Origin of the sequence: Spongiimicrobium sp. 3-5, assembly GCF_046557915.1 — a bacterium.
Classification (GTDB): Bacteria; Bacteroidota; Bacteroidia; order Flavobacteriales; family Flavobacteriaceae; genus JBHEBG01.
Genome location: NZ_JBHEBG010000003.1, coordinates 266,357 through 283,460, shown reverse-complemented (window position 1 = coordinate 283,460; position 17,104 = coordinate 266,357). Strand labels below are relative to the sequence as shown.

Genomic DNA, 17,104 nt, shown 5'->3' with positions numbered 1-17,104 from the left:
GTTTTATTGGTTCCTAGAAATCAAATTTGTAGGTGGCCCCTGCCAAAGCCTGAAATCCTTGTACTGGTAGATTGGCCCATCGTTGGTAATCGTTATTGGCTATGTTAGAAGCTTTAACAAATAAGGACAATTGCTCGTTAATGTGGTATCCGACATGCGCATTGGCATCGAAGTAGCTGTCCAAAGTCAACATTACGGAAGGGAATTCTGATGGCAACACGTTTTGTACAGCCTGGGAGCTAAGATCTTCTCGTTCGCCCACAAAGAATAAATTGGCACCCAAGAACCACTTTTCTCCAATTTGATAGTCCATAAAGAGCGATCCCGTAAGATTGGGAAGATTCCAAGCAGGATTGTCCGTTTCGGTATCATAGTCGTAAACTTCCGCTCGGACGCCCAGTGAGAAATTTCGATTTACATCTACATTGAGCTCACCAAAAATTCCCAAGGTTTTTATATCGTCATAAAAGATCTGAAATGAATTGCCATAGAAATACCCTTTTTCATCGGTCCTAAACAAATTCTCCGGATTCAACAGAAAAAGCGGTCTTTTGTTCTCCGCACTATACGACCCCTTGATATTGTAGCTGAGATTAGAAAGTATTTTACCTTTTAGGCCAATATATGCATCGTATTGCCTGTCGGTAGGTGTTATGGTCAGTGTAGGGGAAACATAGGGGTTGTCGTTTACAAAATTGTAATACGAGTTCTGCTGCAACTGTCCTTCGATACCTCCGTAAGCAATAACATTTTCATCCAAAAGCCTATAGGAGGCCGTTACCGCCGGGTAAATATAGAAATTACTGTCGCTGTTCTCCGTATCCACGCCGTACACAAAAGTTGCACCCAAATTAATTGTAAGTTCATCTTGCGAAACAAGCAAAGTGGGTGTAATACCTATTTGGACATGACTATAGTTTATCTGGAATAAATTAGTTGTATTGTTTAGATCGGCGTTCTTAAAACTTCCGCTTACGTAGTCCAATTTTGCACCTAGGGTTAGTGTTTCACTGGTAATAGGGAGTTCAAAAGTAGGCTCCAATATCACTCTATTTTCACCAGATTCAACATCATCCCAAAACCTTCTTATCAAAATCTTTCCTTTTTTAAAAAAAGAATCCTCCATGTTTAGGTGAGCGCCAGCTTGGGCATTGAAATAATTCTGACGTTCATCTATGGTATTGATAACGGCCTCATCAAAAGCTCCGGGCGCTACGCCATACCAGTTATACAATTGGTGTTGCAACCCTATATCGGCACCCCAATCCAGATCTCTTGCCTTTTTGGCATAAACGACATCTATTTTTGAATTATAAAAATCATTATCCAACACCGTACCATCTATATTGCCTCTAGAGGAATGGTGGTTAAACCCAACATCCAAAAGATCTTCACCCCTATCAATATCTCTACTGGTGTAGAAGTCCACAAGGGCATTGTTATAATTCCCCAGTCCTACAGAGGCATATGAATTAAACAACTTTGGTGGCGGTGTCCTTTCTACCCTAGAAGCCTTTCCTTTTGCCGGGGTAAAGGTAGATGCCACTGGGACCGAGAAAATGTTGTATTCAATAGGTTTTTTTTGCAGAACAATAGAATCGTTAAGATTAGGAAGGGATTTAACTTTAAACGCATCGGAAATCGTTGGAGAATAAGGCCTTGTAACCGTTACTGTCTGCGTACCGATATCGTTAGGATCTCTTTCTTGGGAAATACCTGTCTTAACGTATCCAATTAGTATTATAAGGGTTATAGTGATGTGCTTTTGCATAATGTGTTCTGCTGATGATTTTAGTTGCCCTCGGAATTTATTGATGAATTGCTCTGCGCCTCCTTTGCTTTTATTATGGACAATTCCCCTTGGGCCTCGGCAGTAATTTCTGGGTACTGCGCAAAATTAGTGATAACACTTTCCAAAATATAGGTAGCCTGAAAAGCATCTTGTAGGGCATAGAAATTTTTGGCCATTATAATCAATCCTTTTCCTCCCCATTCTTTATAAACTGCATAGTCCTTTGCCAGTTTCTGAACCGAGATATTGGAAGACTCATAACTACCCGCTTTGTGTTTAAAATAGGCATCATAATACCATGCTTCCGCTGCTATGGCCCCAGTTGCTATTTTTTTCACCTCGGTGTAGGCATTTTGTGCTCTGTCTTCGTTGGCTGTTTTTATTGCCGACCTCGCAATCATTACATGGGCATCGCTCCTAATACGATTGTCCAGTTTAGGGGATGCCAGCACTTTTTCGGCATAGGACATCGTTAGATCATAACGTTGCTGACCATAATATCCTTTCATTAGGTTAGAGCGTGCAAAGGTGATATTTTGTGTTATTTCAGCAGTACGCTCCAAACTTTCCAAATGTGGGATTGCCGCCACATAGTCATTTTTGCCTATATAAATTTCACATACACGGGTCAACGCTTGCTCGGAATATTCATTAGTACCTTTATCAGCTACATTTCTGTAGTAAATAAGCGCCTTGTCTTGTTGGTCTTTTTCAAAGTACAACTGTGCCAGGTTAAAATTGGCTTTTAACGAATGTATTCCATTGGGAAACTCTTTAATGTAACTTTCCAAGCTTCGCAACGCAGCTTCTTTTTTGCCTTCAAGCAATTGTTTATTTGCCGACTCAAAACTTGCATTGTCCAGTTCTGCATCGGTAACCTCAACAAAGTCGAGTCCCTTTACCCATGATGCATATTCGTTTACACGGCCAAGATCTACATAAATTAACTTGGCGGTAGCTACTGCCTGCATGGCTTCCTGAGATCCGGGATAGTCCCTGGCCACAACCTTAAATTTTCCCAAGGCGGCTTCATTGGCATTTGTATTGTAGTGAACTAGACCTTGACGTAAAAGCGCCCTAGGAACCAAAGAACTTCCTCTGTATTCTCGTATTAGCTGGTCATAGGCATTAAGCCCTTGTTGGGTGTTGTTGGTCTTTATATACGAGTTACCAAGTTCAAACAAGGCATCGTCTTTTAAGGTAGATCTTGGATATTTTGTTACAAAGGCTTTCAACTCGTCAATTTTAGTACTGCCCCTGCCCACAAAACCATAGCTCAATGCTTTTTGAAAGGAGGCATAATCGCTTTCTGCCCCGTTCAATGCCAATGCCTTATTATAGGCTTCCATAGCTGGCCAATATTTGCTATTTACAAAATGGCTATCGCCCAGTCGTAGATAGCTGTCGTTCAATTTTTCAGTATCCATGGCAGCTGAATTGGAGGCTTTGGTAAAATAGGTAATAGCGTTGGTATAATCTTTTAGCTTAAAATAAGTATAGGCCAAATTATAATCCAGTTCTGCGTATTCTGATGCGTTGGTGGCGCTCGGGTTTTTCTGAAACTGGACAAAGCTTTTCAGGGCTGCATCATATTTCCCCAGCAAATACTCCGATTCTGCCTTCCAATAATTGGCCTTTGCCTTAAAAGACTGGTTATCTCCTGTACTCAACGATTTATCGAAACTGCTTAATGCCTCTTCGTAATCTGTATCCAAGAACAATTCAACACCTCTAAAAAAGGCCACTTTTTGGTATGTTTCTTTACTTGCATAGTTCTTGTTTTCTTCCAACAAGGTCATGGCTCCCGCAAAATTCTTGGAGGTGATATAAGAATCTACCAACAGTTCTTGTATTTCCTTGGCATGTTCATCATTGGGATAGTTATCCAAATAGTCGGAAAGTACTTTTGGAACCGCCTCGTATGCATTTCCAATTTCGTAACTTAATCGGGCATAGTTTAAATAGGCATCTTTCTTTATCTCCGCGGAGAAATCCATTTGGGATGCATTCCGAAAGGCATTTAGCGCTTCTTGTTTTTTATCGAGTTTTAAATAACACTCTGCCAAGTGATAGTAGGCATTCTGAGAAACGCTGTTAGTACCCCCTATTATTTTATTGAACTGTTGAATGGCATTGGCAAAATCGCCTTGTTTATAATAGCAATACCCAAGTAAGTAATAATCGGTATTGTTCCATTTACCACGCTTGCCCCTATACTTTTCCAAATAAGGAACAGCATTTGCGTATTGTTCTAGGTTAAAATAACTTTCGCCTATGATCTTGTTCAATTCTGAGATTTCCTTCCGATCTGATTTAGGCAACTGTTTTTTTGCCAATGCGATAGATTCCTCAAAATTGCCCAGTTTGAAATTCATATCGGCCTGGAAATAGGAAAGCTTCTCATCTAAAAGCTCTTGATCCGCAATCTTATCAAATTGCTCATTGGCCCCTTCATAATCATCTTGTTGATAGGCTATATACCCCAAATAGTATTTTGCCTGGGAACCATAAGTGGGAGAGTTGGCCACTTTGCTTAGGTAGCGTTCCGCATCTTTCGTCTTCCTAGAAGAAAAAAGGGCATATCCATTGTTAAAGTTAAAGCGCTCCTTGTCTTTTTTGGACATAGCACTTTGATCTACTTTTTTATACCATTTTAAAGCATACGGATACTTTCCTGTCTCAAAATAGTAATCCGCTACGTCTATAAATGCCGAATTTCTTTTTGTAGAGGTAGGGTGTTGGGCAACAAAATCTTCCATAAGACGATCTGCCCCCAATTGGTTTAACCGTATAGCAGCATTAGCTACATAATAGGCGCTGTTTGCTTTGGTTTCCAGATCATCGGTAGAGTACTTAACCTTTTCAAAAATGGTCTGGGCAGCTTGGTACTGCATATTGTTGTACAGCACCAAAGCATCTAAATAGTCTTTTTGATCGTGGGTGTAAATCTTGGATTCTTGGGCCAATCCCAAGTAAAAAACTCCCAATAAAATGGGCAGTAAAGCGGTTTTTTTCTTTCGCATAATGTTCTCTAGCAGTTACGAATTACCGATATAATACCTGAATAACGTCAAATATTGTTCCCAAGTATAATATTATCAAAGCAAAAAGTAATTTTTTATTTACTTCTGAAATAGTTTATGCAATAACTTATTACTTTTATAACCACAACAGCCGCTAGGTTTAACACATTATCTTTATAGTCTATGGAGTTTACAATATGGATATCGTTTGTAGGTGCCGCCCTTATTTTGGCGTTTACCCCTGGCCCCAGTGTGCTACTGGCTACCGCCAATAGCATGAATTATGGGGTTAAAAAAACTGTTGGCACAATCTTGGGCGATCTATCGGCCAATCTTTGCCAGATTGTTCTGGCCTCCGCAGGGCTAGCCTCTATAGTGATTGCTTCGGGAGAATTGTTTCAGCTTATAAAATGGCTTGGGGTCGCGTATTTAATCTATATGGGGGTACAAAAAATAATACATCGACCTAAAAATCAAAAAATGAAAAGTACCGTAAGGACAAGGACTTTTTTTAGTATGTATTCCGAAGGCTTTCTTATGTCGGCCGCAAATCCTAAGGCCATTGTTTTTTTTGCCGCCTTGTTTCCCCTGTTTATAGACCCCGCACTACCATTTGTACCACAAGTGGCAATCTTGGCCGTAACCTTTCTAAGTATTGATGGCTTATCGCTCTTAATCTATTCGAGATTTGCAGAACGACTTAAGAGTTATCTGGAAAATAATGAAAAGGTATATTTACAAAACAAAATTGTAGGTGCCCTCTTAATCTTTAGTGGATTGATGCTTTCCTTGGTAAGGCGAAGCAACAATTGAGGAATTTAACCCACCGGCTTAAAGAACGGACTCGCTAAAACAACAAAAGCTATGGCAGAAGGCATTTTAAAACTAAAGGATGTGGCAGTTTTCCAAAAGGAGAATATGGTACTCAACGATATTACCCTTGAGGTTAAAAAGGGAGATTTTGTGTATTTAATAGGGAAGACCGGAAGCGGAAAGAGTAGCTTTATGAAAACCCTATATGCCGATTTACCCTTGCAGGAAGGCAATGGAAGAATTGTGGGCTTTAACCTTAAGACATTGGAAGAAAAGGATATCCCTTTTTTAAGAAGAAAATTGGGGATTGTATTCCAGGATTTTAAACTACTACCAGACCGGAACGTTAACAATAATCTACTTTTTGTTTTGAAAGCCACAGGGTGGAAGGATCCCGATAAAATGGCAGCAAAAGTAGAAGATGTTTTGGATAAGGTAGGAATGAAAACAAAAGGTTTTAAATTTCCCCATGAACTCTCTGGTGGGGAACAGCAGCGTATTGCCATAGCCCGTGCCCTATTGAACGACCCAGAACTTATATTGGCTGATGAGCCCACGGGTAATTTGGATCCACAAACCAGCGTGGAGGTAATGAAAGTGCTGCAAGAAATCAATAAGGCTGGAAGAACCATCCTCATGGCAACGCATGATTATGCCCTTATTTTGAAATACCCCTCAAAAACGCTAAAATGTGATGGCAACAAGGTCTTTGAAGTAATTCAAAAGGCCGTTTAACACCCTTGGGGAAACACATGATCCTAAAAAAACGCGTTTATCGTGCTGATAAAAAAGTAAATCCCTTGTTGGGGATTTTGCTGTTCTTTATTTCACTTATTTTATTGATAATCACTGGCCCTCTAGGTTTTATCTATGGATTGTTACATACACTTTTCACCAAAGGTTTCAAAGGCCTTGGCGTCTATACCCTAAAGATTGCCATTTCTGTGGACCAGTTGGGCAATGTAATGATGCAGCACCTTTTGAACGTGCTATGGGTTAAAAAAGATGGGTACAAATTTGGAAACCGAGATGAGACCATATCTAGTGCCTTAGGTAGAAATAAGGTATTGGGTACCCTAACCGGTTTTGGCAGGGGAATAGATAAGCTATTGGATTTTATAGATCCCAACCATACTCTAGATTCCATTGACTATTACATAGAGCCTACCGAAGAAATCATAGACAAGCTGGCTTGGATATACCTGGAAGACGGTAAAATCCTTAGTACTAGGAGCAAGGGCAAGGAAAAATTCTACATTCCTGGTGGTAAAAGAGAACTGGGAGAATCTGATGCCCAAACCCTGATCCGGGAAATAAAGGAAGAACTTACAGTAGACCTGGACACGGCTTCCTTAGCATATATGGGTATTTTTGAAGCACCGGCAGATGGGCACAAACCGGGCATTATAGTAAGGATGACCTGCTACTACGCTACTTACAAAGGTGTGCTTAAACCCGATTCCGAAATAGCGGAAATAGCTTGGTTGGGGTTCAATGACCAAGACCGTATTGCTGCCGTGGACAAAATAATTTTTAGTTTTCTGAAAGAAAAAGGAGCCTTGATTTAAAAAGCGTTTTCCCCCTCCCAAAAAGTTTTGTTACTTTGCGCTGCTAATCATAATTTGTCTTAATGGAAGTTCTTGGAATTGATATCGGTGGTTCCGGTATTAAAGGTGCCCTAGTAAACATAGAAACTGGGGAAATGCTGACAAAACGTTTTCGAATACCCACTCCCGAATCGCGAAAGCCAGAAGAAATGGCCCAAGTTGTGGCCCAAATTGTTTCACATTTTAATTATACGGGGCCTGTAGGTTGCGGATTTCCTACAGTAATAAAAAAGGGGGTCTGTAAATCTAATGGCAACCTACATAAAAAATGGAGGGGTGTAAATGCCGAAGAGCTATTTACCTCGGCCACGGGCTTACCCTTTACTGTAATCAATGATGCCGATGCTGCGGGTTATGCCGCCATGAACTATGGCGTTGGCAGGGGCAAGGACGGGTTTGTGGTTATGATAACCATTGGCACTGGGCTAGGTAGCGGCGCTTTTCTAGACGGCAGATTGATTCCAAATTTTGAACTTGGTCAAATTCCTTATAAAAAATATGAAAAAATAGAATCCTGGGCCGCCGGGTCCGCTAAAGACCGAGAAGGTCTTAGCTATGAAAAATGGGGAAAACGTTTTAACAAGTTCTTAAACTACGTAAATCTTGTTATTGCCCCTGAATTGATCATAATTGGTGGTGGTATGTCTAAAGAATGGGAAGAATACGCCCAATATATAGATGTGGACACACTTGTAATTCCTGCCGGTTTGCAAAACCACGCTGGAATCATTGGAGCGGCTACAGCTTGCGTAAAAAAGTATGGCGAAGTAATGGATACAGAAAAGCCATAGAAATATCCATGGCTTTCCTAGCATTCAAAAGATAAGCGGTTTACGCTATCTTATTTCTTTTACGCTCTACTTCTGTTAAAAAAACCTTTCTAAGACGAAGGAATTTTGGAGTAACCTCAACATATTCGTCTTTCTGAATATATTCCAACGCCTCCTCCAATGAGAATTTAATGGCGGGAACAATTTTGGCTTTATCATCGGCCCCTGCCGAACGTACATTGGAAAGCTTCTTTGTTTTGGTAATATTTATGGTCATGTCATCGCCACGAGAATTCTCTCCAATGACCTGTCCTTCATAGATATCCTCTCCCGGATCTACAAAAAACCGACCTCTATCCTGTAATTTATCAATAGAATATGGAATGGCCTTACCTTTCTCCATGGATACCAAAGAACCATTTTGGCGTTGTGGGATATCTCCTTTCATAGGTTGATATTCCAAAAACCGGTGTGCCATAATGGCTTCTCCGGCGGTAGCAGTAAGCAATTGGTTCCTTAGGCCGATAATGCCCCTTGATGGAATTATGAACTCACATACCATTCTATCTCCTTTGGCTTCCATACTGGTCATTTCTCCTTTACGGATAGAGACCATCTCCACGGCCTTACCGGAAACTTCTTCGGGTAAATCTATGGTAAGCTGTTCTATAGGCTCACATTTTACACCGTCCACCGTTTTAATAATCACCTGGGGTTGTCCTATCTGTAGCTCATAACCCTCTCTCCTCATGGTTTCTATTAAAACCGAAAGGTGCAATACCCCACGGCCAAATACCAAGAATTTGTCTGCGCTATCCGTTTCATTTACCCTAAGTGCCAAGTTCTTTTCCAACTCGCGCTCCAACCGCTCTTTAATGTGCCTTGAAGTAACAAATTTACCATCTTGCCCAAAGAAAGGACTGTCGTTGATAGTAAATAGCATGCTCATTGTAGGTTCATCAATGGCAATTGTCTTAAGGCCTTCGGGGTTTTCCAAATCGGCAATTGTATCTCCTATTTCAAAACCCTCCAAGCCTACTATGGCACATATATCTCCGGTAACTACTTCCGTTACTTTCTTTCTTCCAAGACCTTCAAAGGTGAAAAGTTCCTTTATTTTAGATTTCACTATGCTTCCATCTCGCTTTACCAGCGATATCTGTTGTCCTTCATTAAGGCTACCACGTTGTAATCTACCAATTGCGATTCTTCCGGTGAAGGAAGAAAAATCCAAGGAGGTAATCAACATTTGGGTGTTTCCCTCTTCTGGTTTAAATTCTGGAATATGTTCTACCACCATGTCCAATAAGGGCTCAATAGAATCTGTCTCTTGCTTCCAATCTTCGTTCATCCAGTTGTTCTTGGCAGATCCGTAAACCGTGGGAAAATCTAACTGCCATTCTTCTGCACCCAATTCGAACATAAGATCAAAAACCTTTTCGTGTACTTCTTCGGGTGTACAATTTTCCTTGTCAACCTTATTGATCACCACGCATGGTTTTAGCCCCAGATCAATGGCCTTTTGTAATACAAAACGGGTTTGCGGCATGGGTCCTTCAAAAGCATCCACCAATAGCAATACACCATCAGCCATGTTAAGGACACGTTCTACTTCCCCTCCAAAATCGGCGTGACCGGGAGTGTCTATTATATTGATCTTAGTGTCCTTGTACACTACGGAAACGTTTTTGGAAACAATGGTAATACCACGTTCTCGTTCCAAATCGTTATTGTCCAAAATTAAGTCGCCCGTTTTTTCGTTTTCGCGGAAAAGCGAACAATGGTGCATAATTTTATCTACCAAGGTTGTTTTACCGTGGTCTACGTGGGCAATAATGGCAATATTCTTTGTAGCTGACATAGTGCTGTTTTGAGCGTGCAAAGATACTGCTATTTTTTGCACCGTAGCATAAACTTACATTATTTTTATCTTATTGATTTTGAGCCAGTTCTAAGCATTCTAAAACTGTTATCTTTGCCCTGTTAATTAGATGTGCATGAAACTTGATTTAATTCCACAAATAAAACATACCGACAGCAACAATTTTTTTCTGCTTTCCGGACCCTGTGCCATAGAAGGCGAGGATATGGCCATGCGTATTGCCGAAAGAATTGTGACGGTTACGGATAAGCTAAAAATACCCTATGTTTTTAAGGGAAGCTTTAAAAAGGCCAACCGCAGCCGGGTAGATTCGTTTACCGGAATTGGTGATGAAAAGGCATTAAAAATATTGAAAAAAGTATCGGACACCTTTAAGGTACCTACGGTCACCGATATTCATGAGGTTTCGGATGCGGAAAAGGCCGCCGCCTATGTAGACGTACTGCAAATACCTGCTTTTTTGGTAAGGCAGACAGATTTGGTCGTTGCCGCCGCAAAAACGGGCAAGGTGGTAAACCTAAAAAAAGGCCAGTTTATGAGTCCGGAGAGCATGAAACATGCGGTTACCAAGGTAGTCGATTCTGGTAACCAGCAAGTATGGATCACCGATAGGGGCACAATGTTCGGGTATCAGGATATGGTGGTCGATTTTAGGGGTGTCCCTACCATGAAACAATATGCACCGGTGGTATTAGATGTTACCCATTCCTTACAACAACCCAACCAAGCTGCCGGCGTTACAGGTGGCAGGCCAGATATGATTGAAACCGTTGCCCGTGCAGGAATTGCTGCCGGTGTAGACGGTATTTTTATGGAGACTCATTTTGACCCGGCAAATGCCAAAAGCGACGGGGCCAACATGCTTCATCTAGATCATTTGGAGAAGTTGCTCGCCAATTTAACTGCCCTACGAAAAACTGTGAATAGTTTAGAATAAACCTACTTTAATTTGATTATTGTTTACCCAAATTTTTAAATATGAACAAGAACTACCTACTAGTTTTGACTGTTTTGTGCTGCACATCCATTATGTATTCCCAGAAAGACGACTTTGGGAAACTTACACCAGAAGAAGAGAACTTCCAGATTTATGACCAAGATACCACAGCTGTGGCCGTTGTACTGTATGAGCGGGGAGACAATTATTTCCAAGAAATTTCCGGTAGGCTACAGGTAGTAAAGAAGTACCACATAAAAATTAAAATTTTAAAGGAAGCAGGTATACAGGAGGCTAATATTGAAATCCCCTATTACCGGGGTAGCAAACTATCGGAAAAAGTAGAAAAAATTAAAGCGGTGACGCATAACGGAAATCTAAGGGATTACTTGTTACCGGACAAGATTTATTCAGAGGACACCAGCGAAAGGTGGTCTCAAAAAAAGTTTACATTTTCGAATGTAAAAATTGGATCGGTATTGGAATACTCTTATACCCTAGTTTCACCATTCTACTTTAACTTTAATGGATGGTATTTTCAAGCCAACATCCCAAAGGTCTATAGCGAGTTTAATGCCAAGATACCAGGTAATTTCCTCTATAACCGCAGTCTAACCGGGTTCTTAAAATTGGACGTTAACGATGCTAGTATAAAAAGGGATTGTCTTCACGTTACAGGAACCTCCAAAGATGCTTCTTGTGAGGTTTTAAAATACGCTATGAAAAACGTGCCTGCCTTTAAAGAGGAGGAGGATTATATGCTTTCTGCATCCAATTATATTTCGAAAATCGATTTCGAACTCTCCGAATTAATCCGATTTGACGGCACAAAAGACCAATTCACAAAAAGCTGGAAGGATGTAGACAAGGAATTTAGATTGGACAAGGATATCGGTAGACAATTGACCAAAAAAGGGTTTTTTGAAAAGAACGTTCCTGCAAGTTTGCTTGTTGAAGGTGACGCGATTACTAGAGCCAAAAACATCTACGCATTTGTCCAAAATCATTTTGCATGGAATGGTAAATATGGTATTTACAGAAATATACGGGTAAAAAAAGCATTTGATGAAAGGAAGGGGAATATTGGGGAAATCAACATATCGTTGATCAATTTGTTAAATTCTGCGGGAATAAACGCCAAATTAATGCTACTGTCCACAAGACAAAATGGCCTTCCAAAAAAGGTGCACCCCGTGATGAGTGATTTTAACTATGTTATTGCCCAAGTAACCATTGATGGACAAGCTTATTTATTGGATGCCTCGGATAAAGTGAGCCCTTTTGGTATGCTACCCTTTAGATGCCTTAATCATTACGGAAGGGTAATGGATTTTAAAAATGAAAGCTACTGGGAAAACATTATACCAGCAGGCAAAAACAAACGTACTGTAAGGGCCCAAATAAAATTTGATTTGGAAAATGAGAAGGTAATTGGGGTTTTTGATGAAACAAACGAAGGCTATTTTGCTGTTTCAAAACGAAACTCCATGACAAATTCCAATGAGGAAGACTACTTGCGCAGGGTGGAAGAAAAGGTAGGTAAAGATTGCTACGTTACCAACTACACTTTGTTTGAAGAAAGAAGCACCGATCGTATGACCACTGAACGGTTTGAATATGAAGTAGAAGACATCGTTGACAATGAAAAGATTTATTTAGACCCATTTATTATCAAATTCTTCAGCAAAAACCCTTTTACGTTAGAAGAAAGGAACTATCCCATAGATTTTGGGTACACCAGAAATTACACCTACAATTTGAATATAATATTGCCCGAGGGATATGAAGTTTTGGAACTTCCTAAAAAGCAGATGTTCACTTTGGAGGGAGACAGGGCAACCCTGAAGTTTGAATGTGGCGCTACCAACAACCAGAACATAGTTATTTTCTTTGATCTTGCGTTAAAGAACCCCTATTACAACCCAGATATCTACTCCTCACTAAAGGATTTTTTTACTCATATTGTCAATATTCAGAACAAATCGTTTATTGTCCTAAAGAAAAGTTAGTGATTGGCAATGAACTGATGGTGATCGATTATTGCCAGTTAACAACTATTCACTGTTTATAAAACTTCTTTTCTCTTACCGAATAGGCGTCTTTAAGTATATCCGAAAGTATTTGATGATCTATTTCTTCCAAGGTTTTATATCTAAGGGAACGCATTACTTTTCTCCCGGCCGCGGTCATATGTTCCAAATGTACCGTAAGATGTGATGCGTGCCAAAAACCTAAATCTACATAGTCTTTGGCCTTGTTTAAATAACAAAAAGGTTTTCCATTGATATAGTAAAAAGGGATTTTGTACTTGTATTTTAGATCTACTTCCGGTACGGTTTGCTCTATCACTGATTGAAGGTGAAGTAATATACCCCTATAAGGTTCTGGTTGATTTAGTATGTAAGTTTCGGAAGGGTTCATGCCAATAACCTCTAATTAAGTAATTAAGGTCAAAAGTTAACAACAAGGATTGTTGATTTCCATATCAAAATCTGACTGTATTTTTTTGGTATATTCTTTCGGGGTCTTATCAGATATGGTCACTTGTTTTGTGTCCATATTGATATCAAAGTGAAAACTAGAGAAATCACCATGGCATTCATTTTCTAAACGCGACATTAGAAAACGGGTAATCTTTGGCCTTAGCTCATATTCCAATTCTATGCAGAACTTTTTAATGTTGTTCTTGGAATCTTTGGCACCTATCCAGTTAAATTTCACTTTTTTCTATTAAAATAGCTAACCAATATACTATTTTTTGCCTTAAATTTAACCATGTCATCGGCAAGCGGTTCTTTGGCATGGGCTTACGACACCCTTATGCCCGTAACAGTTAATAATCGGGAAATTTATTTAACCTTTTCTTAATATTGATAATTCCCAGACTTAATGCACACTATGATTTATCCATTAATTTTGAAGAAAATACCACGGAACATGAAAAGAATTACCACGCTTCTCCTTTGCTTGTTGGCCATAGTAAATCTTTCGGCCCAAAGTCACTCACATACAGGCCCCGGGGCCATAACCTATCCCAATATCGAAGGCTATATTACCCTAAAAGCAGATCTACACCAACATACCGTTTTTTCGGACGGCAATGTTTGGCCACGAATACGGGTAATGGAAGCTTTACGCGATAGCCTGGACGTTATTTCACTTACGGAACACTTGGAATACCAGCCCCACATCGATGATATTCCACACCCGGATCGTAACCGATCATTTAAATTGGCGCTTGCCGAGGCCAAGGATCATAATTTGTTGGTAGTGCATGGTACCGAAATCACCCGACAACCCCCAGCAGGGCATAGCAATGCCATCTTTATTACCGACGCCAATCCAATGTTAGTAAAAGATTCGGTGGCCGCCTTTGCCGAAGCGAAAAAGCAAGGGGCCTTTGTTTTTTGGAACCATCCGGCATGGTATCCTCAGAGCCGAACTGGCAATCCTATTTTGAGCGACTTCCAAAAGGATCGCATAAAAAACAACGAACTGCACGGTATTGAGGTGATCAACAGCAAGGATTATGCGGAGGAATCGTTAGCCCTGGCCTTGGAGCATAACCTGACCATTATGGGAACCAGTGATGTGCACGATCTTATTACCTGGGACTATACCCAAGAAGACAACCACAGGCCCATAACCCTAATCTTTGCCAAGGAAAAGAGCGAGGCCAGCATACGCGAAGCTCTGTTTCAACGGCGTACCGTGGCAGCCTACAACGACCTTTTGGTTGGAAGGCCAGAGTTTCTTAATCCGTTATTACAAAGCTGTATTCAAATAACTAAAGCCTCCTATATACCAGATAGCGATATTTTGGAAGTGGTACTTAGGAATGTGAGCAGTAGTGACCTGCTGTTTGAGAATGCTATGCCTTACACTTTTTATAGTCGCGCTCCCATTTTTGAAGCGCCGGCGAAGGGTACCGTTGTTTTGCAGATAAAAACCTTAGAACGAATGAAAGCTGTGGATCTAAGGCTAAAGGCGCTACGTGCCTATACAGCTCCAAAGACACAACCTACCCTAAGTTGGGACGTTACGGTAGAATAAAGTTTATTCCTTACCGTCTACATAGTCTTGTAAATAAGCGAAATTTGCTGTGAGTTGGCCGTTTTGCGTCATCCTTGCACGTTCCAATACCCCATTGGCGTCACCGTTGAAAAAGGCCGGTATTACGTGGTCTACGAACGATTGGCCAAAACCTTCACTGGCATCGCGTGGTAATTCGCATGGCAGATTGTCCACTGCCATTACGGCTACGGCATTGGGTGCCATAAAATCGGTCTCGGTTTCGGTCTGCGGGTCGTACCCATAGATAGGATCGGCCACGGTAGAAGCGCGTAGTGTAGTCGCCACAGGGCCATCTATATCGCAACTGATGTCGGCTACCACCCGAATCTTAAAATCGGGTTGCTTCACATCCTCGCGGGTGTAGAGAAAAGGCGCCCCATCCCCATAAAAATGCCCAGCTATATAGAAGTCGGTTACCTTGGCAAAACGAAAGAAGTTGGACTTGTACTCGCCCGGATTATCAAAAAAGTCTTGCATATTGCCCTTTACGCCGTCTTTTCTTAGATTGTATTCGGATACATCGATCTGGCAATAGACAGGTACATTAAATTCGTTGTTTAGATAATCTAGGACGCTAACTTCCTTAAGGCCCATGCCGTCTAACATTTCTTTGGAACCATTACCTACCCTACCCTTTCCGGTGAGCAATATTTTTATGTTGGGTAGTGGAATTTTCTTAAGTGTGGCAATCAATGCTTGTTGATCTGGCAGTTCCTCGGCCTTGGGGATATCATAGCCCCGTGTTTTTATACCGTAGGTCCTAAAACCGTTGTAGGCTCCTACGATACCGGCATACCTACCAAAAGCTACCAAACGCCTGTTTTTTTGGTCGGTAATAACCTCATGATCGTAAAGTGTAATGTTCTTCTCCAACACCGCCTGTAATAATTTGCGGTTATAGGGTTGCTTTTTTATGGTGTGCGAAAAGAAAAAATAGGATTTATTGGGTATCAGGGCTTCTATAGGCACTTCCTTAACACCAAATAGTACATCACAGGCCTCCATCTGGGAAGCCACAGCAATACCGGCCTTAGCGTATTCTTCATCGTTAAAGACCCGTATGGGCGAAGGTTCTACGGTTATTTGGGCATTGGGATGCGATGCTACGATTTTTTTACAGGCTGTAGGGGACAGTACTACGCGCCTATCAGGCGGATTTTTACGTTCTCTGATGATACCAAATTTCATAAAATATATGGTTTTGTAACTTTTATGGTTATTCTAGTTTCAAATGTAACAGTTGGTTACGGCCTTACAAAACTTTTTTTGGAATACTTTTTGGGGTATCTTTGCCGACCTGCCCTGCCAAGGTTGTTCTTGCGGGGATGGGAGTTGCGTTAGGGATTGTAGTGACATCCTTTTTTACGTTTTGGCAAAGGTAAAAAAGATATAGCGAAAAGCCCGGCGGCTATCTGTGATAGTGGCAACGCCCAAGGAGTTCATTGAAAAAAAAGGTGTTTTGGAAGTAATTTTCCGAGCATTGAAGGGGCCGACTGGTTTTGACAGCGAGACCAATTGGAATGTAAGCATGCCGAGCGCTGAGGTACAGCTCGTAAATCTCATATTTCACACTTTTAATTGGCGATAATAACTACGCTCTTGCCGCTTAATCCGAATTATAGTAGGATTGGCCTCGTTCCCGCAAGGCGGGAAAGCGAGATGTCCCTGGATAGCCCTTGTTGACGGCGATCCATTCCGGGGCACCATAAATGTCAACATAGGGATCGTGAGGCTTTGGCACGGTCTTAAAACTAAAGAAGCTAAGTGTATATTAGGCTGTTTTTGGTCAGGTATACATCTACAATCAATCAAAAACTAAGCATGTAGAAAATATTGCAATTGCTTGTTTGGACGAGGGTTCGAATCCCTCCGGCTCCACGACACTCAAAAATACTACGCAGATTAAAACTTGGAAAAATACCAAGCTTGCTTGAGTATTTTGGAAAGTTTTAAGATGCCCGTTGCTCTAGCAACGGGTATTTTTATTTGCAACAATGGTTAGGAGGGAAAACCGCTAGGTAATCCCTCCGGCTCCACTATAAAAGCCACCTTGCGGTGGCTTTTTTTCGTTTCGCCTACGGGATTCGAAAGCCCACGCGCCAGCTCGCTCCTGTGCTAAAAATGTCCACAGGACATTTTCTTTACGCTCGGCCGTCTCCGGCTCCACTATAAAAGCCACCTTGCGGTGGCTTTTTTCGTTTCATCT

General features: G+C 41.0%; 13 protein-coding genes and 1 other RNA gene. 8 read left to right on the top strand and 6 right to left on the bottom strand.

Going from position 1 to position 17,104, the window contains the following annotated elements; translation table 11 throughout:
* Nucleotides 1–13: 13 nt before the first annotated feature.
* Both ACEQ81_RS12750 and ACEQ81_RS12745 read right to left on the bottom strand, forming a co-directional pair.
* Nucleotides 14–1,771: a TonB-dependent receptor gene (locus ACEQ81_RS12750; RefSeq protein WP_411031286.1), complete on the bottom strand. Its 1,758-nt coding sequence runs from the start codon at nt 1,769–1,771 to the stop codon at nt 14–16.
* A gap of 20 nt (nt 1,772–1,791) precedes the next feature.
* A complete protein-coding gene (locus ACEQ81_RS12745) occupies nt 1,792–4,815 on the bottom strand; it encodes a tetratricopeptide repeat protein (protein WP_411031285.1) in 3,024 nt (1,007 codons plus the stop codon).
* A 183-nt stretch (nt 4,816–4,998) separates the two neighbouring features.
* Between ACEQ81_RS12745 and ACEQ81_RS12740 the strand changes: the two genes are divergently transcribed.
* From ACEQ81_RS12740 to ppgK, 4 genes are all read left to right on the top strand, one after another.
* Nucleotides 4,999–5,628, top strand: a complete 630-nt coding sequence (locus ACEQ81_RS12740; RefSeq protein ID WP_411031284.1) for a LysE family translocator — start codon at nt 4,999–5,001, stop codon at nt 5,626–5,628.
* 51 nt (nt 5,629–5,679) lie between these two features.
* Complete coding sequence (locus ACEQ81_RS12735; protein ID WP_411031283.1) at nt 5,680–6,363, top strand: cell division ATP-binding protein FtsE; 684 nt, start codon at nt 5,680–5,682, stop codon at nt 6,361–6,363.
* Between the two features lie 17 nt (nt 6,364–6,380).
* Nucleotides 6,381–7,196, top strand: coding sequence for an NUDIX hydrolase (locus ACEQ81_RS12730; RefSeq protein WP_411031282.1), 816 nt, complete (start codon nt 6,381–6,383; stop codon nt 7,194–7,196).
* A gap of 62 nt (nt 7,197–7,258) precedes the next feature.
* Complete coding sequence (gene ppgK, locus ACEQ81_RS12725; RefSeq protein ID WP_411031281.1) at nt 7,259–8,026, top strand: polyphosphate--glucose phosphotransferase; 768 nt, start codon at nt 7,259–7,261, stop codon at nt 8,024–8,026.
* Nucleotides 8,027–8,066: 40 nt separating this feature from the next.
* Here ppgK and typA read toward each other — a convergent pair whose 3' ends face one another.
* A complete protein-coding gene (gene typA / locus ACEQ81_RS12720; RefSeq protein ID WP_411031280.1) occupies nt 8,067–9,866 on the bottom strand; it encodes a translational GTPase TypA in 1,800 nt (599 codons plus the stop codon).
* 136 nt (nt 9,867–10,002) lie between these two features.
* Between typA and kdsA the strand changes: the two genes are divergently transcribed.
* Entirely contained in the window at nt 10,003–10,824 is an 822-nt protein-coding gene (kdsA, locus tag ACEQ81_RS12715; RefSeq protein WP_411031279.1) for a 3-deoxy-8-phosphooctulonate synthase, read from the top strand.
* Between the two features lie 41 nt (nt 10,825–10,865).
* On the top strand, nt 10,866–12,833 hold the full coding sequence (locus tag ACEQ81_RS12710) for a DUF3857 domain-containing protein (RefSeq protein ID WP_411031278.1): 1,968 nt from the start codon (nt 10,866–10,868) through the stop codon (nt 12,831–12,833).
* Nucleotides 12,834–12,882: 49 nt separating this feature from the next.
* Here the strand turns inward: ACEQ81_RS12710 and ACEQ81_RS12705 are convergent, their stop codons facing one another.
* Both ACEQ81_RS12705 and ACEQ81_RS12700 read right to left on the bottom strand, forming a co-directional pair.
* Nucleotides 12,883–13,245 carry a DUF1801 domain-containing protein gene (locus ACEQ81_RS12705; RefSeq protein ID WP_411031277.1) on the bottom strand — a complete coding sequence of 121 codons (363 nt, stop codon included), beginning with the start codon at nt 13,243–13,245 and terminating at the stop codon, nt 12,883–12,885.
* A 36-nt stretch (nt 13,246–13,281) separates the two neighbouring features.
* A complete protein-coding gene (locus ACEQ81_RS12700; RefSeq protein ID WP_411031276.1) occupies nt 13,282–13,545 on the bottom strand; it encodes a hypothetical protein in 264 nt (87 codons plus the stop codon).
* 216 nt (nt 13,546–13,761) lie between these two features.
* Here ACEQ81_RS12700 and ACEQ81_RS12695 point away from each other — a divergent pair, with 216 nt between their 5' ends.
* Nucleotides 13,762–14,877, top strand: a complete 1,116-nt coding sequence (locus ACEQ81_RS12695; RefSeq protein ID WP_411031275.1) for an Sb-PDE family phosphodiesterase — start codon at nt 13,762–13,764, stop codon at nt 14,875–14,877.
* A 3-nt stretch (nt 14,878–14,880) separates the two neighbouring features.
* On the opposite strand, the gene ACEQ81_RS12690 is transcribed toward ACEQ81_RS12695, so the two are convergent.
* Nucleotides 14,881–16,086, bottom strand: coding sequence for an NAD(P)-dependent oxidoreductase (locus ACEQ81_RS12690; protein WP_411031274.1), 1,206 nt, complete (start codon nt 16,084–16,086; stop codon nt 14,881–14,883).
* A gap of 297 nt (nt 16,087–16,383) precedes the next feature.
* On the opposite strand from ACEQ81_RS12690, the gene ssrA reads away from it, so the two are divergent.
* Nucleotides 16,384–16,779: a transfer-messenger RNA gene (ssrA, locus tag ACEQ81_RS12685) on the top strand.
* Nucleotides 16,780–17,104 lie beyond the last annotated feature (325 nt).